This is a genomic window from Microcoleus sp. Pol10D4, from assembly GCF_036701555.1.
Lineage (GTDB): Bacteria > Cyanobacteriota > Cyanobacteriia > Cyanobacteriales > Microcoleaceae > Microcoleus.
Genome location: NZ_JAUBRA010000018.1, coordinates 1 through 22,341, shown reverse-complemented (window position 1 = coordinate 22,341; position 22,341 = coordinate 1). Strand labels below are relative to the sequence as shown.

14 protein-coding genes and 1 pseudogene are annotated in these 22,341 nt (G+C 44.1%); 8 read left to right on the top strand and 7 right to left on the bottom strand.

Translation table 11 applies throughout. The features are described 5' to 3' along the window. Positions 1-119: 119 nt before the first annotated feature. Positions 120-1,331: an acetate kinase gene (locus QUA36_RS11800; RefSeq protein WP_333457556.1), complete on the top strand. Its 1,212-nt coding sequence runs from the start codon at positions 120-122 to the stop codon at positions 1,329-1,331. 236 nt (positions 1,332-1,567) lie between these two features. Here QUA36_RS11800 and QUA36_RS11795 read toward each other — a convergent pair whose 3' ends face one another. Further along, positions 1,568-3,793, bottom strand: a complete 2,226-nt coding sequence (locus tag QUA36_RS11795) for an ATP-binding protein (RefSeq protein ID WP_333457554.1) — start codon at positions 3,791-3,793, stop codon at positions 1,568-1,570. Between the two features lie 50 nt (positions 3,794-3,843). On the opposite strand from QUA36_RS11795, the gene QUA36_RS11790 reads away from it, so the two are divergent. Beyond that, entirely contained in the window at positions 3,844-4,035 is a 192-nt protein-coding gene (locus QUA36_RS11790; protein ID WP_333457553.1) for a hypothetical protein, read from the top strand. Between the two features lie 78 nt (positions 4,036-4,113). Here QUA36_RS11790 and QUA36_RS11785 read toward each other — a convergent pair whose 3' ends face one another. Further along, complete coding sequence (locus QUA36_RS11785; protein WP_333457551.1) at positions 4,114-9,627, bottom strand: AAA family ATPase; 5,514 nt, start codon at positions 9,625-9,627, stop codon at positions 4,114-4,116. 1,081 nt (positions 9,628-10,708) lie between these two features. Between QUA36_RS11785 and bchB the strand changes: the two genes are divergently transcribed. Continuing rightward, the gene (bchB, locus tag QUA36_RS11780) at positions 10,709-12,235 is read left to right on the top strand and encodes a ferredoxin:protochlorophyllide reductase (ATP-dependent) subunit B (RefSeq protein ID WP_190659189.1); all 1,527 of its coding nucleotides are present in this window, start codon (positions 10,709-10,711) and stop codon (positions 12,233-12,235) included. 52 nt (positions 12,236-12,287) lie between these two features. Here bchB and QUA36_RS11775 read toward each other — a convergent pair whose 3' ends face one another. After that, positions 12,288-13,352 carry a cold shock domain-containing protein gene (locus QUA36_RS11775; protein WP_333457549.1) on the bottom strand — a complete coding sequence of 355 codons (1,065 nt, stop codon included), beginning with the start codon at positions 13,350-13,352 and terminating at the stop codon, positions 12,288-12,290. A gap of 603 nt (positions 13,353-13,955) precedes the next feature. Here QUA36_RS11775 and QUA36_RS11770 point away from each other — a divergent pair. Then, entirely contained in the window at positions 13,956-14,414 is a 459-nt protein-coding gene (locus QUA36_RS11770; protein WP_333457547.1) for a hypothetical protein, read from the top strand. A gap of 254 nt (positions 14,415-14,668) precedes the next feature. Here the strand turns inward: QUA36_RS11770 and QUA36_RS11765 are convergent. From QUA36_RS11765 to QUA36_RS11755, 3 genes and pseudogenes are all read right to left on the bottom strand, one after another. Further along, positions 14,669-14,803, bottom strand: a pseudogene (locus QUA36_RS11765) (Mo-dependent nitrogenase C-terminal domain-containing protein); the annotation flags it as partial. Between the two features lie 120 nt (positions 14,804-14,923). Further along, positions 14,924-15,760 (bottom strand): SGNH/GDSL hydrolase family protein, encoded by an 837-nt coding sequence (locus QUA36_RS11760; RefSeq protein WP_333457545.1) that lies wholly within the window; start codon positions 15,758-15,760, stop codon positions 14,924-14,926. Between the two features lie 560 nt (positions 15,761-16,320). After that, positions 16,321-16,698 (bottom strand): Mo-dependent nitrogenase C-terminal domain-containing protein, encoded by a 378-nt coding sequence (locus QUA36_RS11755; RefSeq protein WP_333457544.1) that lies wholly within the window; start codon positions 16,696-16,698, stop codon positions 16,321-16,323. 470 nt (positions 16,699-17,168) lie between these two features. Here QUA36_RS11755 and QUA36_RS11750 point away from each other — a divergent pair, with 470 nt between their 5' ends. Further along, a complete protein-coding gene (locus QUA36_RS11750; RefSeq protein ID WP_333457542.1) occupies positions 17,169-17,759 on the top strand; it encodes a rhomboid family intramembrane serine protease in 591 nt (196 codons plus the stop codon). A 121-nt stretch (positions 17,760-17,880) separates the two neighbouring features. On the opposite strand, the gene QUA36_RS11745 is transcribed toward QUA36_RS11750, so the two are convergent. Then, positions 17,881-20,790 carry a PAS domain S-box protein gene (locus QUA36_RS11745; RefSeq protein WP_333457540.1) on the bottom strand — a complete coding sequence of 970 codons (2,910 nt, stop codon included), beginning with the start codon at positions 20,788-20,790 and terminating at the stop codon, positions 17,881-17,883. A 135-nt stretch (positions 20,791-20,925) separates the two neighbouring features. Here QUA36_RS11745 and QUA36_RS11740 point away from each other — a divergent pair, with 135 nt between their 5' ends. The 3 genes from QUA36_RS11740 to QUA36_RS11730 all read left to right on the top strand — a co-directional run. Continuing rightward, the gene (locus QUA36_RS11740; protein WP_333457538.1) at positions 20,926-21,162 is read left to right on the top strand and encodes a hypothetical protein; all 237 of its coding nucleotides are present in this window, start codon (positions 20,926-20,928) and stop codon (positions 21,160-21,162) included. Positions 21,163-21,601: 439 nt separating this feature from the next. After that, a complete protein-coding gene (locus tag QUA36_RS11735) occupies positions 21,602-21,982 on the top strand; it encodes a hypothetical protein (RefSeq protein ID WP_333457536.1) in 381 nt (126 codons plus the stop codon). A gap of 153 nt (positions 21,983-22,135) precedes the next feature. Continuing rightward, a partial coding sequence (locus tag QUA36_RS11730; RefSeq protein WP_333457534.1) for a helix-turn-helix domain-containing protein occupies positions 22,136-22,341 on the top strand: 206 nt, incomplete at its 3' end.

Here is a 22,341-nt window from a genome sequence, read left to right as displayed (position 1 = left end):
TTAATAATTTTCCCAGGATCTCAAGGTTTCTTAGTCTGTGCAGGCGGACGAAAGTTTGACAAGACGCGATTTCAATTGCCTAGCGATCGAAAGAACGAATCAACAGGACATAATAAAGCATGAAAATACTGGTGTTAAATGCGGGTTCTAGCAGTCAAAAGAGCTGTCTTTACGAGTTAAACGATGTCCTGCCCGATCGACCTTTGCAACCCCTCTGGTCAGCTCAAATTGATTGGACTCACCAGCAGGGTATCGCAGAGTTGAAAGTCAAAACAGCAAAAGGCGATCGACTTGAAGAGGAGTTTGCCTCAGACTCTCGCAAAGATGCTATTTCTCGAATGCTAGAGACTCTGTGGCAGGGTAAAACTCAAGTTATTAATAGTTTAAAGGAGATTGATATTGTCGGCCACCGCGTGGTACATGGCGGGCAAGACTATCAGCAAAGTACGTTAATTTCGCCGGATGTTAAAAAGGCGATCGCCCGTTTATCAGTTTTCGCCCCTGTCCACAATCCGGTTAACCTCGAAGGCATCGAAGCCCTTGAAAAAATCCTTCCAAATGTGCCGCAAGTAGCAGTATTTGATACCGCTTTTCACGCACAATTGCCGCCCGCAGCCTTTGTTTATCCCGGCCCCTATGAATGGCTGGAAAATGGGATTCGGCGCTACGGTTTTCACGGGATTAGCCATCAATATTGCGCGCGTCGGGCCGCCGACATTCTGGGTCGAGATTTGGCAGATTTGCGGTTGATTAGCTGTCATTTGGGCAACGGATGTTCTCTGGCGGCCATTCGCGGTGGCTGGAGTGTTGACACGACGATGGGATTTACGCCTTTGGAAGGTTTAATGATGGGAAGTCGATCGGGTTCGATCGATCCAGGCATCCTCATTCATCTATTAAAACAATCCGATTTTACTGCTGAGAAACTTGATGGTATTCTCAATCGAAATTCTGGTTTAAAAGGGATTTCTGGGGTGTCTAGCGATCTGCGGCAGATAGGAGATGCGATCGCCCAAGGTAATCAGAGAGCTCAACTTGCTTTGGATATTTACATCCATCGTTTGCGTGCCGGAATTGGTGCCATGCTAGCGAGTTTAGGAGGGTTGGATGCTTTAATTTTTACGGCGGGAGTTGGGGAAAATTCTGCTGTTGTGCGGGCTGCTGCTTGCGAAGCTTTTGGATTTATCGGGTTAAAATTGGATGGGGATAAAAATCAACAGTCACCGATTGATCAAGATATTGCGACAGTGGATTCAGCGGTGAGAATTTTGGTAATTCATACACAGGAGGATTGGGAAATTGCGCGAGAATGCTGGAAAGTTTATCACTAATTTATTTTATTAATTCCTACAACAGCAATGCCCACTCAGCTTCGCAGAATGCTCAACAATCACGATCTGCGTCACCGAAATTTATCTAATTCATCTGCGTTTATCTGTGTTGATCTGCCCTCATCGGCGGTAAAAAAAAGAGAATGTATTCACCGCAGATGACAATGGATGGACGCGGATTTACGCAGATAAAGAGAGGTAGAGACGTTTATTCTTCCATTTTCCCTGAAACATCATTACTCTTTCAGCCCTGCTGTGGGTTGATGGTGGCGCCGATTACAAAACTTGCCTGGGGCGATCGGAATTTCAATAATAAACTCGCTCCCCTCTCCGGGTGCAGAAACGCAAGTCAATTTTCCGCCATGAGAACTGACAACAATCGAGTGAGAAATAGACAATCCCAAACCAGTTCCCGAACCCACAGGCTTAGTTGTAAAAAATGGATCGAATATCTTGTGCAGCACCTCAGTGCTTATCCCCGGCCCGCTGTCGGCAATTCTAATTATGACAGAATTCCTGTCAGTCACCTCTGTAGAAATTGTAATCGTAGGCTGGTGATGAGAGTTTGGCGGGTAATCTCTTGCTACGAGGAGAGCATCGATCGCATTGGTGAGAATATTCATAAACACCTGATTGAGTTGTCCGGCGTAGCATTCCACCAGGGGTAGAGAACCGTAGTTTTGAATCACCTCAATAGACGGTCGTTCCGGTCTATTTTTGAGGCGGTGTTGCAAAATCAGTAGGGTGCTGTTAATACCCTCATGGATATCCACTGCTTTAAAATCTGCTTCGTCCATCCGTGAAAAGTTCCGCAAAGACAGGACAATTTGGCGGATGCGATCGGTACCCATCTTCATCGAAGACAGCATTTTGGGCAGGTCTTCTTGCAAGAACTCCAGGTCGATTTCTTCGGCTACGATTTGAATTTCGTCAGCAGGGTTAGGATAGTGCTGTTGATAAAGCTGCACGAACTTTAACAAATCTTGGGTGTATTGCTGTGTATGGACGAGGTTGCCGTGAATGAAGTTGACCGGGTTGTTAATTTCGTGGGCGACTCCACCAACCATTTGCCCCAAACTAGACATTTTTTCGCTATGAATTATCTGTGATTGGGTGCGTTGCAATTCACTTAGGGCGTTTTTGAGTTCAACGGTGCGGTATTCCACCCGGTCTTCTAATTCTGCATTACTTTTTTCTAAGGCGGTAAACGATTCGCGCAGTTGTCTTGCCATCTGGTTAAAGGAGTTGGCAAGGGCATTGAGTTCTTGAATACGGCTGTCTTCTACAGCTTGGTCGAAGTTGCCAGATGTTATTGCCTCACTCGCCCGATTCAGTCGCAGAATCGGACGCGCAATCCAGCCGGAGGTGAGAACGCCCATCCCACAAGCTACCCCCAATGCTGCTAAGCAGAGCAAGATTGTGGTGCGAGTATTGCTATCAATCTGTGCCATGAATTCGCTTTCTGGCACACTCACCACCACTAACCAATCCAATCCATATTGGTCGCGCCAGGGAGTGAGTTGCACATAGTAGAGTTCTCCCTGAAAATCAAGTCGGAGATCCGTGTCTCCAGAAATGGATTGAAACCCTTTGAAGCGTTGCTGGATTTGTTTGGCAATTCCCTGCACTATGGGATTGGGACTGTCGATCGCCTTCAAACGCCGAATCTCGTCTTTAACGGTGGTAAAGGGTTGTTCTTTCGCAGAATTTGCGATCAACAGCCCATTTCGTTCCATGATGAAAACCTGCCCTGAGCTACTGACATCTATATTCCGTAAGAAATCGCTCAGTTTCAACAGATGGATATCGACTCCAACCATTCCTAGCAAGCGATTATTTGTGTCATAGATGGGGCGACCCGCCGAGGCAACAATATAAGGATGACCGGGATAATTCCAGGTATAGATCCGCGACCAAATAGGTTTACCTGCTTTCACGGGTTCGGCGTACCAGGGTTCAGTAAAGCTACTCCAATTAGTTACACTAACGATACGGGTACGATTACCCCGGTCATCGGTGGCGTAGGTTTGGAGATTGTTTAGAGGTTTAGGACTCCAATCATCGATCACGACGTTTTTGCCGTCGTAGCGTGCGGCTCCGGCCCCATAACCAGTCGTCAGTCCGATGCCGATGTAAGTCAGGTCATAGGCCTGCATTTGGTGCCAGAAATACTTACCGACGGTTTGGCGATCGCGCACATCTAGCAATCCCATCCGAATCGCATCGGCGTTAATCCGAATCACTTGATGCGGAATAGATAAATAAGCATTCAGATGTTGATTCACCGTACTGCTGGTTCGATCCATCAACCGATCCGCCAAATCGTTTACCGCTTTTTGCCCATTTTTGAACGACAAATATCCCACCAGACCGACCGCTCCAAAGATTTGCAAAACAAATGGCACGATCAGTATGAGCTGCAATCCGATCGCCTTAGTTTTGCCGAAGTGACGTATTTTCATGCTCTAAAATTACTTTTATTTGAGTATGATCTACTATCTACCGTTCGATCATGAAGATACAAACAATATTTACTTTTTTAATTAAAAATCTGACAGTTTTTATGCTTTGCCGGAGCATCCCTCGTCGTAATGAAAAGTCCTCAGTGCGGCTGCAAAAGGGCGATCGCGCTTTTGTCGAAACCAGAGCGATCGACTTTAATGCAGAGTTTTCGCCGAGCTTGAATTGCGAATTCAAAGTTTAGTAAATGCAAGGCGTGGCCGGATTGTTAAGGGTTGCTAGCTGGGATTGATTTGGGGATGTTGCTTGATAGTAGGGCCGATTACAAAACTTGCCTGGGGGCGATCGGAATTTCAATAATAAACTCGCTTCCCTCTCCGGGTGCAGAAACGCAAGTCAATTTTCCGCCGTGGGAACTAACAACAATCGAATGAGAAATAGACAATCCCAAACCAGTTCCCGAACCCACGGGCTTAGTTGTAAAAAATGGATCGAATATCTTGTGCAGCACCTCAGTGCTCATTCCCGGCCCGCTGTCGGCAATTATAATGATGACAGAATTCCTGTCAGTCACCTCTGTAGAAATTGTAATCGTAGGCTGTTGATGAGAGTTTTCCGGGCAATCTCTTGCTACGAGGAGAGCATCGATCGCATTTGTCAAAATATTCATAAATACCTGATTCAACTGAGACGCATAACAAGTAATTAGGGGTAGCGTGCTGTAATTTTTAATCACCTCAATTCCCAAACGCCCGCCCTCTTTTCTCAGGCGCGGTTGCAGCAACATCACCGTACTGTCTATGCCTTGATGGATATCTACCGACTTCATTTGCGCTTCGTCGAGGCGAGAGAAATTCCGCAAGCTTAGCACAATATCTCGGATTCTTTCCGCTCCTACTTTCATGGAATCCAGCAGCTTTTGCAAATCCTCGCTCAAAAATTCCAGCTCAATTGTTTCTATTTCTTCTACAATTTCATCAGCAGGTTCGGGATAGTGCTGCTGGTAAAGATCAATCAATTTTAGCAAGTCTTTAACGTATTCGCTAGCCGGATTAAGATTGCCGTAGATGAAACTTACAGGATTATTAATTTCGTGAGCTACACCAGCCACCATTTGCCCCAAACTAGACATCTTTTCCGTTTGGATTAATTGAGCTTGAGTTAGTTTCAACTCGCGCAAAGTTTGTTCTAAACGCTCGTTTTTTTCATTTAACTCCTGCGTCCGCTCTTGCACTTTCTGTTCCACCGAGTTGTAAAGCAGAGCATTTTCCAAAGAAATAGCAACTTGGGAAGAAAGCAACCTTAAAACTTCCAATCTGTGGGGAGTAAATGCTCCGACAGTCAAATTGTTTTCTAAATAAAGAATGCCGATCAGTTTGCCTTGATTGATGATTGGAGTACACAAAATAGATTGCAGTTTGTGTTTAGCGATGTAAGGATCGGCTGTGAATAGTCCCTCAGCCGCCGCATTGCTCAACACCAAATCCGAGCGAGTCCTTTCCACATAATTAATCACCGTCACAGGTAAATCATGATATTCTCCAACAGGCGTAAATTGCAGAACAGCTACATCTTCAGCAAATACTGAGGCTTTAGCAGAAATCAACAGTTGACCATCTCTAACTAAAATTAGAAAACCTAATTGAGCACCCGCATTTTCTAAGGAGATTCTCATTAAAGAAGCCAGCAACTTATCGAGGACAATTTCGCTAGAAATCGCCAGAGAGGCTTTCATTACCGTTGCCAAATCCAGCACTCTCGCATCGCTGCCAGTAGAAGTATGAATAGTTGTAGTAGTTTGACTGTTGTTAAAACTTCCGTTGATTGGCGTCATTTCCCGCAACTGCGGATACTTCTGTTCTAAATCTTCTACTTTGCGAACTGCACCCCAGCGCAAGTAGCACGAGTGAGCTTCGCGCAAGTGGATTTTGGCATATTGATACTTGCCTTTACTCAACCAAAACTTAGCTGCTAGTTCATTAGCTAGCGCTTCATTTTGGACAAACTCATTGTCTTGGGCTAAATTTATAGAGAAATCGTACAGTTCGACAGCTTCTGAATCTTTCTTGGAAATTCGGGCTATTTCTGCTTGTACTAAAAGGTACTTGTGCAGAAAATTTTCTGCACAGTTGTCTGCCCAAATTTTCATCTGTTTTTGGTTTTCCTCTAACTTTTCCAAGTATTCCTTTTGCTTGTCTTCTGAAACATTTGGGAAAACAGCGGCTAAAGTTAGAGAAAAGAAAAAATTCCATTCGGTAGCGGGTATCGCTCCGGTAATAAAAGATAGCTGTTTTTCTACTTCAAAAGCTAGTTGTAGGGCTTCGTTGAAGTTGCCGTACCAGTACATTACCTGGCATTTGCGAATCTGATAAAGGCAGAGCGAGTACAAATTTTGATGAGCTTGACAGTTGTGTACGTATTCAGCTTCGCTGATATCTTCGCTTTCAAATACAAACTTTTCAGGAGTTAGTTTGCTCAAGTTACGCAGGATTAACTCTACCCCTAATAATATATCCGTTACGAGCTGATTTTTGGTCTTTTGGCTGAACTGCAAATACCTGCTCGTATCGACCAGAATTTGCGAGATTTCTTTACCTTGAAAAAATGAGTTAGCTATGCGGTTGGACAGGATATAACCCGCATACTCTAAATCTCCTGATTCTAAAGCTGCTTGATATCCTTCATTGCTGATTGCGTGGGAATCTTTGATGTGATTGAACCAGTAATAAAAAATACTGACCAAGGATGAACAAGCTCTGCATTTCAAGCCGATATTGCCAGATTTTTCGCTGAGATTCAGCGAGAGCAAGCCGAATTGATACGCAGCTTTGTAATCTCCCGAAACTGCGTTTAAGAACATACCGTAGCCAGCATAGCAAAGAGAAGCTTCGGGTACTAAACCGTATTGTAGAGAAAGATTGACTCCTTTTAAAACGCTGACTTTCCACAAGTCGGGATTTTTGAGGTACGCCGATGTCAGCAAGTTTGTAATTAATTTGACTGCAACTTTTTTGTCGGGTACAGTCATTTCGGGGGCGTCAATTAGGGAAGCTATTTCTCTACCGGCTAAAATATTTGTGGCTGTTGTAAATTCTTCGGATATGACTTTTTGTAGCCCGTCTAGCGGCAAGTCAATGCCTAGCAAGTCCAAAGCTTGGATTCCGGCTTTAACGGCTTCTTCGTACTTCGCCCGTAGGGTGTACTGCACGATCAGCAGGTTGTAAATTTCTACTTTTTCTAAGGGCGATCGCGCTTTTTCCAGAGTTATATTAATAAATTCTTCAGAATTCTCGAAATAACCGTTTAAATACTCAACATTTGCCCGCTCCATGTGCAAGGCAAAGGCTAAATCGTAGTGGGCATCCCACATATCGGCGCTCAAACCATCCATGCCTGCAGTCAAATACTGCAAGGCAGCAACATAAGCAGTGGCATCTTTGGCTCTGCGGGCCGCGTCTAAATTCAGCGTTGCCAGTTCAATTAATTCTCGATCGTCTTTAATTAGCGATCGAGCCACATTCAAGTGATCGACTAATTCAAAGATTCTGTCAGCGCGATATTCAGCCGGGGTGTTTTCTAGGATTTGCCTGCCTATTTTCAGGTGAACTGCCTTTTTTTGCGAGTCGTCGATCAGAGCGTAAGCGGCTTGCTGTACGCGATCGTGCAAAAATTTATAATTCAGAATTAATAGCGGAAATAGCACGTAATCTAATGACTTGCTTTCCAATTCCGAAGTTGGCAGAATCAGTCCCGACTTAATCGCCGGCAACAGGTGAGAAAAAGTTTCCGAGGCTTCTTTTTCATGAATTAAAGAAAGAGTATTTAAGTCAAATTCGTTGCCCAAACAAGCCACTAAACGCAAAACTTGCTGCGTTGAACTTGGCAGTTTTCTCAATTTTTGTACCATCAAATCTACTACATTGTCAGTGATAGCGCACTGCTCAATTTGAGTCATATCCCAATGCCAGCCGCCCTTGCTCCCCGACTGGGGCGGGTGAAAAACTAGCAGGTTTTCCTGATACAATGTTTGCAGGAATTGATTGACAAAAAAAGGATTGCCGTCGGTTTTGCTGATTACCAATTCAGCTAATGGTTTGACAGATTCTCGATCGCTGTGCAAAGTCTCGGCAATCAAATGAGTTATGTTTTCCACCCCCAGTGGCGACAAAGCAATCTGATTAATGATAGCTTCCTGATTCCGCAGCGTCTCCAAAGTCATCATTAAAGGATGAGTGGGACTAACTTCATTATCCCGATAAGCACCAATTAAAAACAGATATTGCGTAGCTTCATCTGTCATCATCAATTCGATCAATTTGAGAGTAGCCGAATCAGCCCACTGCAAATCGTCGAGAAAAATGACCAGCGGATGTTCTGGCTGGCAAAATACGCGAATGAAATTTTGAAATACTAAATTAAAGCGGTTCAGAGATTCCGTCGGTCCCAATTCAGCTACAGGAGACTGAGCTCCGACAATTAGTTCAACTTCGGGAATGACATCAATAATAATTTGCCCGTTTTGACCGAAGGAACTGCGGAGTTTTTCGCGCCAAACTGCTAATTGAGCTTCGCTTTCAGTTAACAGTTGCCGCACCAATTCCGAAAAAGCGCTGACAACGGCCGAGTAAGGAATAGTTCGCTTGTACTGGTCAAACTTTCCCCAAATAAAATATCCACGTCTGCGAGTGATAGGTTTGTCTAAAATCTTCACCATTGCAGATTTGCCAATGCCGGAATAACCGGCAATCAGCATCATCTCGCTGCGGGATTTATGCTGTCCTCTCGCCAAAACTGACAAGGGAATTTCTTTTTTCGATTTGCTCTCTTTTTTGATGACAGAAATTTGAGAATTGTCGGTGCGGTAGCCTCGATTATTTGTGGCTGCTACCCGTTCAAATGCCGCTAAAAGAGTTTCAACTTCTCGCTGTCTGCCGTAAAGTTTTTGAGGGATTTGAAATTTGTCGGAAATATCTTGGCTGCCGAGAGGAAACTCAGAAACAACCCCAGAGGTTTGCCACTGAAACAGGCAGGATTCCAAATCGGCTTTTAGTCCCCAAGCACTTTGATAACGCTCCTCAGCGGTTTTTGCTAACAATTTCATCACAATATCTGAAACAGCTTTAGGAATTTCTGGGACTATTTCAGCGAGAGGTACTGGCTGTTTGGCGATGTGACAGTGAACTAACTCCATGGGATCTGTAGTGGGAAAAGGGAGTTGTCCTGCCAGGATTTCATAGAATGTCACGCCGAGGGAATAAAAGTCGGTGCGGTAATCGACTACCCGGTTCATTCTGCCGGTTTGTTCGGGCGACATATAGGCTAAAGTGCCTTCTAAAAAATTAGGGTTTTTATTGGGAATATTTTCCAGGTTGGATGCAGTTGAGATGCTAAAATCTATGAGTTTAACTTGTCCTGTAGCAGGATTAAAAACTATATTAGAGGGGTTGATATCTTTATGAATTACATTTTTTCCGTGAATTTCTCCCAAAGTTTCAGCAACTTTGATAGCCGTAGTCAGAAATCCTAAAATGGTAAATTTTTGGGAAGCCATAAATATTTTTAAAGATTCCCCGCCAAAATCTTCTAAGATCATTGCCAGACTATTTCTAACCTGTTGCAATTTATACACTTTCACAACTCCGTCCAACAGGCTTAAGTTGGCAGTGATCTCATATTCGCGCTTGTATCTATTAAGTTCTTCAGGAGTCGGATAGTCTTCTTTGATAAGTTTGATAATAACAGGTTGGTTGTTCTGCTCGTTGTGACCGCGGTAAACCAGGGAAGTGCTGCTTTCATAAATGAGAGCGAGAACTGCAACGCCGGGAATTGCCATCATAGTTGGGTTCTCTCAAATTAGGTGTGCTTGGTCAATGTTACAGGACTGACGCGCGGCGGGCTAGAAACCCGGTTTCTTCGTTGCTAGTCGTTGACAAACCCAAGATTTTATCGTGTAAATCGGGTTTCTTTTCGTAAATCCTATGTTATTCTTCATTATCGCTCAAGAGCTATCTTTTGGGATGTGTGGGAAAGCAGGCCTTGACAGCAAAGAGCTACTGCTGACAAAAGCACGCTGGGGCTTTCGTCACCTCAGCAGTTAGGTAAACAAGATCACAAATACAGGATTTGTGCAAGGATTTACTCTAATGCTCGATCGCCATGCTGACAACCAAATCATCTCCGATTCCAAGCAATCGCTTGACTTTAGGGGAGCTTAACCACATCTCGTGAAAATATGCAAGTGGTGAAAGATGTATTTTTTTCCGTGAGAAGGCCCGAATTGTGGGTGCTTTAAAAAAATCGGCCGGTGCAAATCTTAACTATAATTGGCGACCGAGGCGCTGAGGGAAGTAAGTGTTGCTTCGGAATCTGAAATTTTCTTCAGTTCTATCTATTTTGACCATCGATTAACAATACTAACTGACCTAAATTATCCAAAATACAAGCGCCCGGATTCATTCCTTCGCAGACTCAGGACCCAGAAATAAAAAACCTGTATCCCATAAAGGAACCCCCGAATTTATCCGTGGGGTCAATCCTTCAATTCTAAAATCTAAAATCTAAAATCTAAAATCTAAAATCGATTGACCGTTTGAGCAGAGTAAATTTGACAAAAAATGCTGAATTATTGCACCTTGTCTGGTGCGAGGCAGCGAACCCTACATTAATCAAATTTGCCTAACTCTTAAGAAAATTTTAGGAAAGATTAAGAATTATTGCCATAAAACCCAGGTAAAGTGGTTTAAATTGCGAGTCAAATGCCAAGCAGACAAAGCGTTTGAGCATTTCCCAAATGTGTAAATCCTCAGAAACTTAGTATTTCTCAAGGATTCATCCGGTGAGAAAATCAGAAACAACCTTAAAATTTAGCAGTAATCGCCCGATCGGGCAATTCTCAACCAGCACCAGGAAAAAAACCTATGAAATTGGCTTATTGGATGTACGCAGGCCCAGCCCACATCGGCACTTTGCGCGTCGCCACTTCCTTCAAAAACGTCCATGCAATCATGCACGCACCGATTGGAGACGACTATTTTAACGTCATGCGTTCCATGCTGGAGAGGGAACGGGATTTCACTCCAGTAACTACCAGCGTCGTTGACAGACACGTACTGGCGCGGGGTTCGCAAGAACGGGTGGTGGACAACATCACCCGCAAAGACAGAGAAGAACACCCAGATTTAATCGTGCTCACCCCGACTTGCACCTCCAGCATTCTGCAAGAAGACTTGGAAAACTTCGTGGAACGAGCTCAATTGGATGCCAAAGGCGATGTATTGCTGGCGGATGTTAACCATTATCGGGTAAACGAACTGCAAGCTGCCGATCGCACTTTGGATCAAATCGTCCAATTTTACATTAACAAAGCCCGCAAAAAAGGCGATTTAGTAGAAGCCAAAAGCGAAAAACCATCTGTCAACATTATCGGTATGTCTACGCTGGGTTTCCACAACCAGCACGACTGCACCGAGTTGAAACGTTTGATGGCAGATTTGGGCATTGAAGTCAACGAAGTTATTCCCGAAGGTGCTTCGGTTCACAACTTAAAAAGACTGCCGCGCGCTTGGTTTAACTTGGTTCCTTATCGGGAATTGGGGATGATGGCCGGGGAGTATTTGCAAAAAGAATTCGGCACGCCGATGGTGGATATTACGCCGATGGGTGTGGTAGAAACGGCGCGCTGTATCCGCAAGATTCAGCAAGTTTTGAATGCTCAAGGTGCGGATGTTGATTACGAAAACTTTATTGACCAACAAACTCGGTTTGTGTCGCAGGCTGCTTGGTTTTCGCGATCGATCGACTGCCAAAACTTAACTGGCAAAAAAGCCGTCGTATTTGGCGATAATACGCACGCTGCGGCGATGACGAAGATTTTGGCTCGCGAGATGGGAATCCACGTTGTGTGGGCTGGAACCTACTGCAAACACGACGCTGACTGGTTCCGGGAACAGGTAAGCGAGTATTGCGATGAAGTGCTGGTGACGGACGATCACGGGGCGATCGGAGATGCGATCGCCAAAGCGGAACCTTCGGCAATTTTCGGCACCCAAATGGAACGCCACGTAGGTAAGCGGTTGGATATTCCCTGCGGCGTAATTGCTGCACCGATTCACGTCCAAAATTTCCCGATCGGCTACAAGCCATTTTTGGGTTATGAAGGCACGAATCAGTGCGTAGATTTAGTCTACAATTCCTTCACTTTGGGAATGGAAGACCACTTGCTGGAAATCTTCGGCGGCCACGATACCAAGGAAGTGATTACGAAGGGTATTTCGGCTGATTCTGATATGGGTTGGACGAAGGATGGACAGGCTGAGTTGAATAAAATCCCTGGCTTTGTGCGGGGTAAGGTGAAGCGGAATACTGAGAAGTTTGCGCGCGATCGGGGGATTGATAAGATTACCGTTGAGGTTCTTTACGCGGCGAAGGAATCTGTCGGCGCGTAGTTAGTTGATGGGGTGGGCATTTGGCCCACCTTACTCAAAATGCAAAACTGCTTTAAGCAGGAATGAACTTTTCTATACGAGATAGTAGATTAAGGGCCAAATCATCTTCTTCTATCACATCTCGGTTTAATCTCTCTTGAAGTAGCCAAATAAGATGATTTACCGAAACTTCCTTAACTTTGATATTACCGTAATCACTGATTTCTCGCGTTTGACCTAGAGTAATAATCCAAACTTGTTTGCTTTTGCCATCAATTCTAAGAGTTTTTTTCTTTTGTACACCGTCTGAAGATCTCAGGTTAAATGTCAACTGAGCCTGCTCAAGCTTATTTATATAGTTTTCAATCTGGTCTTTTTTATATTCTTCAAAACCCTCCCTGAGCGTGCAATCATACATTACTGCAAGGTTGCCAATAATGAAAAATCCATCGGCTCTACCAGCTTGGTTTCTTTTGTCATATTGATAGAGATAATGGATGCCCAAATTTTTCAGTAATAAAAAAGTCAAGTCCTCAAATTCACTTGAGCTGGTTGTATGTACTATTCGCTTAAATTGCTCAATTATTTGGTTTTTAAGTTCATTACAGGTGATAGGAGTGGGGAGCAACTCAGCAGGAGTATTATTTTGCTCTATTTGGTCAACATCAAGAAGTTGGATTCTATTGGCAAATCGTCTCCCATCTTCGCTCTCACCAATGGTAAAGGTAACTGCATCGCCTACTTTCAAACTTTCAAATTTATTATCTTCTACTTCCTTGGCTATAAAATAGAGTTCTTGAGTGCTTCCCTCAAGCGTAATGTAACCCCATTTTTTGTTAGTAAAAATATTTTTTACATACCCAGGAAAACGAAGTTTTGTTGTAGAAAACCGATGATATCCTTCGCTGACTAATTCTATTTTATTAGCAAAAAACCGCTGGCCATCCTTGCTTTGACCAACAGTAAAAGTAACGACATATCCCGGCTTCAAAGTTCCAAATTTATCGTGTTCAACTTGTGAAGCGATAAAATAAAGGTCATCAGTTTTATCATCGGGGGAAATGAATCCGCCTCTTTTATCACTAAAAATTTTTACCACTCGTCCTTGAAAACGGCTTGTCTCTGAAATTTCCCCCATTTTTGGCCTCGAATACTGAACGATGATTGAGAAAGTAATATTTTATCTGAAAATGATTAAATCTCTCGTAACTTTAGAATCAGCTTGAAAGAGTATTTGCTACAATTGATTTATCAAATAAGTATACCTTAGATATTATAAGCCAATCCACACATAATAAAATGGTAGCCCTGCATTGTCAGGACTACCCGATCGCACTTATCGCAATTGATGAAAATTAGCATCCGCGCCCGCAGTTGGCGCACAATATTTAAAATAATTCTCTGCTTTGTTCTGGCGATCGCCTGTTAGTACATAAGTCCTCTCAGCAATCCAAAGTGCCACTTATTTAATTGTCCGTCGGCTAGTCAGTTGCAGGGAAACTAAAAAAAAATATCATTCTCAGTAACGAGCTTTCGACTATACATTCAATCCTCTGGTGGGGCGGGCTTCTAGCCTGCCCCTAAAAGCTTATTGAGAATAGTGCCCGATCTCAGGGGAAACGGAAATTGCATCCAAGGATTTCCTCCTTGAGGCCAATTGTGAAAACTGTACTGTTCGATCGCCCTAATCAATCCAACTTACCTAGATTAGACGCATCAACATCTTTTAAAGGAATGACTTATGAACTTCACAGCAAGACTCACACAAACCAGCTTACTCGGTTTAATGCTATTTGCCAGCAATCCAGCGGCAACCTTTGCTCTAGGACAATCGAACACAAGCACTGCACCAACAGCGTCTCGCACTCAGTCTCCGATTGAAACCATACAAATAGCTAATGTATCCACTCCCCAAAAACTGGTGAGGGATTTTTGTGCTCGCAAAAGACAGAAAGTGGAAAACTATTTCGAGACCAGCAACTTTCGGATTTATCTGTGCTACAACCACGCCAATCAAGTATATTACTACGGCGTTAAAAAGAGTAACGGCAGCACGATCGCCCTGCGTGCTCGAACTGAAGAGGGGACTGGTTACGTGGCCAAAAATGGCACCTACGATTACATTGTTACAGGAGCTAGCCTTAGTATTTATAACAAAGGTAAACGCATTCTCGAACAACGAGTGATTCGCTCCCTTTAGCATTTAAATGCGATCGGGCTTTCAAGCCCCGACTTCTTCAAAAAGCCGGGGATATAACAGAATATCTGGCTTTTCTGCTGAGGCAGACGAAAGTTTGTGTAATTTAACCTCGAACTCAAATGACTGGCGCTTCGCCACATTTGAGTTTGAGGTTAACAGGTTTAAACCGCAGAATAATCTCAAAATAAAAAAACCCTCCCCAACAAGGAGAAGGGAGGGTGAAAAGACAGTGAGAAATTTAAGTTTTTGCAGAATTAACAATAAGGAGTTACATCTTCGCCACACTCGTCAGCCAAATAACACAAAGCTCGAAAGCGCAGCCCAACGATTTGCTCGTAAAGCGGATTTAACTTGCACAGTGGCGGAATGGATAATAAAGTGCGATCGCCCACGAGGAAAATTTCTACAATATCAGATGAGCCAATTTTGCTCTCCTGCAAAAAATTATGTCAACCTCTACGAAAAGGCAGCATCCCGCTCTTGTTGCGCCCGTCGGGCCTTAAAATGGTTTAGCGAAGCATCCCCAATTCAGATTTAATCATCCCGCTCTCCTGCACAACAGCCGATGCTGCTTCCCCCAAAATTTTGTGTGCGGCAGTCGTCGGATGAATGCCGTCCCAAAACAAAAATTGATCGGGACTACCACAAACACCTCCACCCGATAAACACGCACTCGTCACATTAGTCAAGCCATATTTAGCCGGGTTTGCGATCGCTTCCCGATAAAGCGCATTAGCATCCAGAGTCGCAATCTTTAAGTCAGAATGCTGTTGACTTAATACCTTAACCGTCCGCCTCAAACCCTGATTGTGTGCTTGTGTTAATGCAGTCAGCCTTGCAGAATTAGCGCCTGTTCGCGTCGCCGGTAACTGCCCCAAATCTGGTAAATTTGCCAGCAGGATATTTTTGGCACCCACATCAGCAAGAGACGCGATCGCCCTCGCCACATTTTCAACGGGAAGATTAGCATTATTTACCCCCTGCAAATAATCATTGGCACCCGCCCACAGTACATACAGCGCATGAGGATTTGCCTGTTTTTGGGATTTAGTCCATGACTGAACTTGAGCTAACAAACCAGGGACAAGGCTATTGCGATCGCTCCCCGTTGTTGCACCTCCATAGGCAAAATTAGTGACTCGTTCAGGCGGCAACTTTAGGCGATCGGCAAGATACTCTACCCAAACTTTACCATTTGAGTAACGCCCTTGAAAGTAAGTCGAACGAGGCGGATATTGACCCCCGCTCGCTCGAAACACCGTTCCCATATCCGAAAGACTGTCCCCAAATACATAAATTTCATTGACAGCCTCAGAACTTTGAGCTGATAGGGTGAGTGCAACCATAAAAGATAAAACCGCAATAATTACGGCAAAAAACGTTTTTTTTAACACTTGGTATTAGTTAGATCCTTGAAATGTTTGATAATTTGTACCGTTATTTACCAAGTTCGTGATTTTGACATTTAGTCTTAGTGATATTCTTGAAATCGCTTAAATATTTGCATCAATTACTAATATATCAATTTTGTAAAAAAAATGTGGGTAGTAAAGCTGAACTTTAATTGCGGTTTGCCTCACTCCACTGCTCAACCTACATAGATTGGTGATGTCCTTGACACTTTTCTAATGGTATCTAGCTCATAGCGCTGTGGCGGGGACAAAACCGTACATATTTTGGGAGATTACCCAATAAAGTTAGGCAAGAGGCGAACCACGAAAACCTCCCAAACACCTACCCTTGAGGTAAAGATAAATAAAAAAAGAATGGATTTAAAGATGATTTACTCGACGATCGAGAAATTGAGCGCACTTTTTATCCCGGAAAGCCTGCACAAAACAAAAACCCTCCCCAACAAGGAGAAGGGAGGGTGAAAAGACAGTGAGAAATTTAAGTTCTTGCAGAATTAACAATAAGGAGTCACATCCTCGCCACACTCGTCAGCCAAATAACACAAAGCACGAAAGCGCAGCCCAACCACTTGCTCGTAAAGCGGATTTAACTTGCACAGCGGCGGAATGGATAATAAAGTGCGATCGCCAACTTTGACTTCCCGCTCAAACGGACACTGGCTGGGAATAAACTTACACAGCAACCGAGCCAACTTTTGACTTTTAATTGCAGTGTTATCAAGCCATTGTTTTAGCGGATGCAAGGGGTCAAAGTGTGGCTTTTGACCGTAAGGTTGAGAATTTGTAGCGACATTAACGGCTGTTTCTTGTTTGCCAAATCCTACCCAATTTGGCAGAGTTCGGTAGGAGACTGTATGATCAAATACGTTCATTTTGCTCTGTTCCTCTTTAATAACGAGGTGCCAAGAACTCTCTGTAGAGCTTGTGCTATATTATCTACAATCAGTATCTACAGCATCTCGTTTTGCTTTACCGGATTGAACTTCTAAAATTCATGACTTAGGGCGAGAAAAGTAGTTCCTGATTTTTTTTAGTCACGGTGTGCGATCGAAAAAGTGTCCTCATTTCAAGCCCAACAATTGATTGATAGGGTAAAAATTCTGTCTTCTACGTTTTAGCTTCAACCTTGGGTTGAGTCTCCTTTTGTAGTTCAATTACAATTGTGACGCATCGAGGTGAATTATCCTATACGTGTAAATGCGGAATTTTTAATAAAACTTATAATATTTCTAAATAAGCTCTGCTGCAAAAAACCCTGAAACCTCGACCCAACAATCTTTGCTCGCGATCGCTCAGAAACTCCTACAATAAGAAATAATCGGTATCACCGCCCTCACCACCCATGAGCAACCCAGAAACCAAAGCTATCACCCGCGAATTGCAAAGCCACGCCGCTATTCTCGGCGGCTTCGTCTCCCTCCTCTGGATTATCGAAATTGTCGATGCCTTCCTGTTCGGAGGCAGGCTGGATGTCTACGGAATCCGCCCCCGCAGCCTCGAAGGACTTCAAGGCATCCTGTTGATGCCTTTTCTGCACCGCAATTTTGCTCACTTAGCCGCCAATACCCTCCCTTTTGTGACATTGGGTTGGTTGATTATGCTGCGAGAAATTAGCGACTTTTTTATCGTGAGTGCCGTCACTGTGCTAGTCAGCGGATTCGGAGTTTGGCTGACCGGCGCGCCTAATTCAGTTCACATTGGTGCCAGCGGATTAATCTTTGGTTACTTCGGCTTCTTGCTGCTGCGGGGCTATTTTGAACGCAGCTTTACCTCTATTTTGGTATCTTTAATTGTCGGTTTCTTCTACGGCAGTTTAATTTGGGGAGTTTTGCCCTCGCAGCCGGGAGTTTCCTGGCAAGGGCATTTCTTTGGCTTTGTTGGCGGGGTATTAACAGCCCAAATTTTGGGCCGGCAGAAACGACGAGTTAACTAGAATAAGACTGAGGCTGCATCCTATCATCACCTTGGTTTATTGCTCATAAATTATCTAAAAGCGCAGGTTTTTGTCAAGAAACCAGGTTGTTTTTGTAGCAATTGCGTCCACGAAAGTATGCCTAACTGCTGACCAATAATTCAACGCGGGCCGGCAAGCACACTGTAAAAACCGAACCGCAACCTAACTCGCTTTCAACTTGCATATCGCCACCCATCATCACGCAAAAGTGACGGCTAATAGTCAATCCCAAACCGGTGCCGCCATACTTGCGCGTAGTTGATGCGTCGCCCTGCATAAATGCTTGAAATAAATGCTGCAATTGTTCGGGGGGAATCCCAATGCCCGTATCAGCTACGCGAAAAATTATTGAGTCGGAATGTTCTGCTATTTCTTGAGTGGTTAAGCTATCATGTTTAACTCTTTCAATGCAAAGGGTAATAGTGCCCTGTTCCGTAAATTTGGCTGCATTGCTCAGCAGGTTGAGCAATATTTGACGAGTTTTGGTAATGTCAGCATACATTATTCCCAAGTCGTCACCACAATCAACTTGAAACTTATTAGAATTTTTATCTACCAAGGGTTTGACAGTAGAAACTACCTCGTCAATTAAATTAACCGGGTTGAAAGTTTCTAAGTAAAGTTCCATCCGACCCGCTTCAATCTTAGAAATATCTAGAATGTCGCTAATTAAAGATAGCAAGTGTTTTCCCGCTGTTTGAATTTTGTGCAAGTCGGGGATAAAATCTTCGCAGCCTAAATCCTCAGCGTCTTCTTTGAGCATATCGCTATAACCAATAATCGCGTTGAGGGGAGTTCGCAATTCGTGGCTCATATTAGCTAAAAAGGCGCTTTTGGCTTGGTTGGCAGCTTGAGCTGTTTGAGCGACTTTTTGGAATTCTTCTGCTAATTTGCGCTGGGTAATATCTTCGGCAATACCGACGATGCGGTAAATTTCCCCTGTTTCGTTGCGGACTGGAAAAGCCCGATCGCGCACCCAGCAAACTGAACCGTCCGTTGGCGTAGCCCCCGTAGGGGATCGCACTACTCGATACTCCTCATCATAATCGCCCCGCACCTGTTTCTCAAAAGCAGCCTTGACGCGATCGACATCCTCCGGGTGAATAGCATCCCAAAAAGCCTCCGGTTCTGACTGCAAACTCTGACAGCTCAAATTCCATATTTTCTCGCAAGCAGGGCTCACATAAACTAGCTGCTTTTGATTGGGTTCTCTAATCCAAAATACCTCATGAATATTTTCTGCCAACTGGCGAAACCGCTCCTCGCTAGCCCGCAACTTCTCCACAGCACTGTGAAATTCAGTCACATCCTGAATCAGCGATGCCACCCCAATGATGCTGCCGTCAGCATCAACCAAAGTCGTATTGTACCACTCGCACAGAATTATTTTGCCGTCTTTTCTGATGTTCTCGTTAAGGCTGGTAACTCCTCCTTGATTAGTGAGCAAAGTTATAGATAGTTGGCTGACATACTCCTTAGCACTTTCAGGAACTATGAGATCGACTCCGTGGCGTCCCATAGCTTCCAAGCGATTGTATCCAAAAATTCTTTCTGCTGACAAATTCCATTCCGCTACTTCAAAGTTTAGATTCCATTCAATCGCTCCCAAAGGAGTTTGGTGAAGATGGAGAGCCAGTTTTTGCTGCGAGTTTTTCAGAGAAATAATTAATTGATTTTTGTCGGCGATCGCAGATTCTACCCGATCTTCGAGAGTAGTAAACGACTCTTCCAATTGATCCGCCATCATATTAAAAGAGCGAGCCAGGACACCCACCTCATCCTCTCGCTCTACAGACGCCATCAAGCGGGAATCTACCGCCATCCCATCCCATTCTCCCCGGGACAAAGCCTCCGCAGCCTTGCTCAGACGCCGAATCGGTACAACAATCCACCTAGAAGTCAGGGCGCCAATCGCCGTTGCCAGCACCAAAGCACCCAGACACATCACCACAGTATACCGAGTGTTAGCATTAATCCTTTCCATAAAATCGGCTTCAGGAACTGTCACCACAATCAACCAGTCGAGGCCCCTGCTGTCTAAAAGCGGCGTCACCTGTAGAAATTGCCGTTGACCGTCGATCGTAAAATCTAATTGGCGAGATCTGTCAATTTTGTGCAAATCCCCGAAGCGTTCTGTCAAATAGCGGGCGGTCGATCGAATTAGAACATTCTTGCTGCTGGTTGCCACAATCCGTTTCGCAACACCATTGCTAACAATAAATGGCGGTTCCAGAGTAGAATTTGCAACCAATTGCCCAGACCTTTCTACAATAAAAGTCTGTCCTGATTTGCCAATTTTTAGAGTTTCCAAGAATTGATTGAGCTTGGAAAGTGCCAAGTCAGAACCCAGGATGCCAATCAGTTTCCCATCATCGCCATAAACTGGTTGAGCAGCCGTAATGGCTAGTTTGGGAGCGTCAAAATAATTATAGATTTTACTCCAAGTCGGTTTGCCTGCGCGGACCGGAGCTATGTACCAAGGTCGGACGCGGGGGTCGTAGTTGAGAGTAGTTTTTAATAGTTTGGTTGGTTCCTCCAACTCTGACAGCCCGTAGCTATGCAAATTATAGCCAGTAGATGGATTAGAAATCTGAACTTGCAACTTGCCGTCGTCGAGGCGTTCAACTCCAATAAAATCTTTTTCTTCGGATGCAAATTGAATGTAGCTAATTTTATCAAAAATTTTGATTTGTTTGTAGAAGTAGCGTTGCAAACTATCACTATCCTGCACGTTCACAATGCCGAGACGGATGGCATCGAGATTGAGCTGATTGATTTGGTGTGGCGTTTCAATATAACTATTAATATGTTGCTGAATACGCGATGTGACTTCTGTCCGCAGTTGTGCGGCAACATGGTTGACGGCTATCCGCCCGTTCCGCAGCGACAGCCACCCCGTCAACCCTACCGCAGCGAAAGTCTGGAGGGCAAAAGGCACAACAAGGACGATGCGAATTGGCACTTTGCCCGACATTTTTAAAATCTGGTCGGTCAGATATTTGATTGGCATGGTAAAGCAGAACTATTATGAACCCACAACATTCTGGTCATTCGATTTTAGATTTTAGATTGACACCACGGATAAATCCGGGGACTTGAGGATGCAAGGATTTTGGATTTTGGATTGATTCCACGGATAAATCACGTGGCGGGTACCATCAAGAAATTATTGCTCAAGTACAACTTGATGAGCGCAGGTTTTGAAGTTGAGATGGTTTTAGTAGGCAAAGTGCCGTTAATAACTCGGAATCTGCCGCTGGCAACTGAGTTTTTAACGACTGCCACCGCCATCTTAGCGCGATCGGGAGCTTTGGGAACATTGGCGATCGAGATGAATGCAGTATCAATCCTGGACTCACTCTACAGGCTCATACTATTATAGATTTGAGATTAAAGAATTAAAAAATTGAAAAACACTGGTTCTGTAAGGGTTTAGAATTTGCCTACTGTTGCATTTTTTTTTGAACTGGTATCTCAAACCTGGTTTTTTTAGCATTTTGGCTGTCTGCAACGAACTATTTTCGTTAAAAACAACCGATGGATCGCCGCCCGTGCGTCAAGCACTAACTATTTTTCCACTTATGAGGCGCGCTAATCAAACCAATCGAGTTTTGGTTGACTCATGCCTGAAATGACGTATTTTGGCGTTTCAACCCGGTTGCTGCGTCAGTTCTATTTGACCGATAGCGCGATCGAAAGTTATAAGTTTTGACAGGAAATTTAATTGATATCTCCACAAGCAGCTACTTTTGATAGAGTACAACTTAATTGCGACTGGGTACAATCAGCATAGTAGGATGCAACTAGCGGAGGCATGAATGATGAACGCAGTTATTGCTACTCTTGGCACTGCTCTCGGACTGAGCTCACTTTTTATCGGTTTGACCCCGGCGGTTCTCGCCCAACAAAGACTGCAACCAGCGCCCCAATATTCGGAAACGACTTTATCTGGGGACTCGTTGAGGACTGTGGAGGACAGAACCTTAGACTCGGACTACCAAAACTTGATTGGTGAACCAGAAACGGCGGCTAATTCTGCTAGAAGGGAAAGAAGCTTGGGCGACACATTCCGCCTCAAAATCGAGGGCCCCTTGGAATTTATTACTACTCCTTCGGATGCCCAGCGTCAAGGAAATCCTTTACCTCCCAAACAAACCGACAGCGGTACAGAAGCGGGAGTTCAGCTTCAGCTAGGACTTTAGCAATTTTAACTAATGCGAATGGGAAGTCCCGCGCTCTACCGAAGGTGAGCGTCGGGATGAAAACGCAGCCCGAAAATAAATTGAGCGACAGCGAATCAATATCGTTTTTTTGTGCGCTATGATGATTTTATCGGTATTCTGCAACCTTGATAAATGTATAAAGCTTACAAGTACAGAATTTATCCCACAGATGAGCAAGAGGTCTTGCTTGCAAAGTCTTTTGGCTGTGTGAGATGGTTCTGGAACTATGCTTTGAATTTATGTCAAGAAACTTACAAAAAGACTGGCAAAGGACTATCTAGGGCATACATACAAGGCTTGCTCCCTGCACTCAAAAAAGAATACGAATGGTTAAAAGA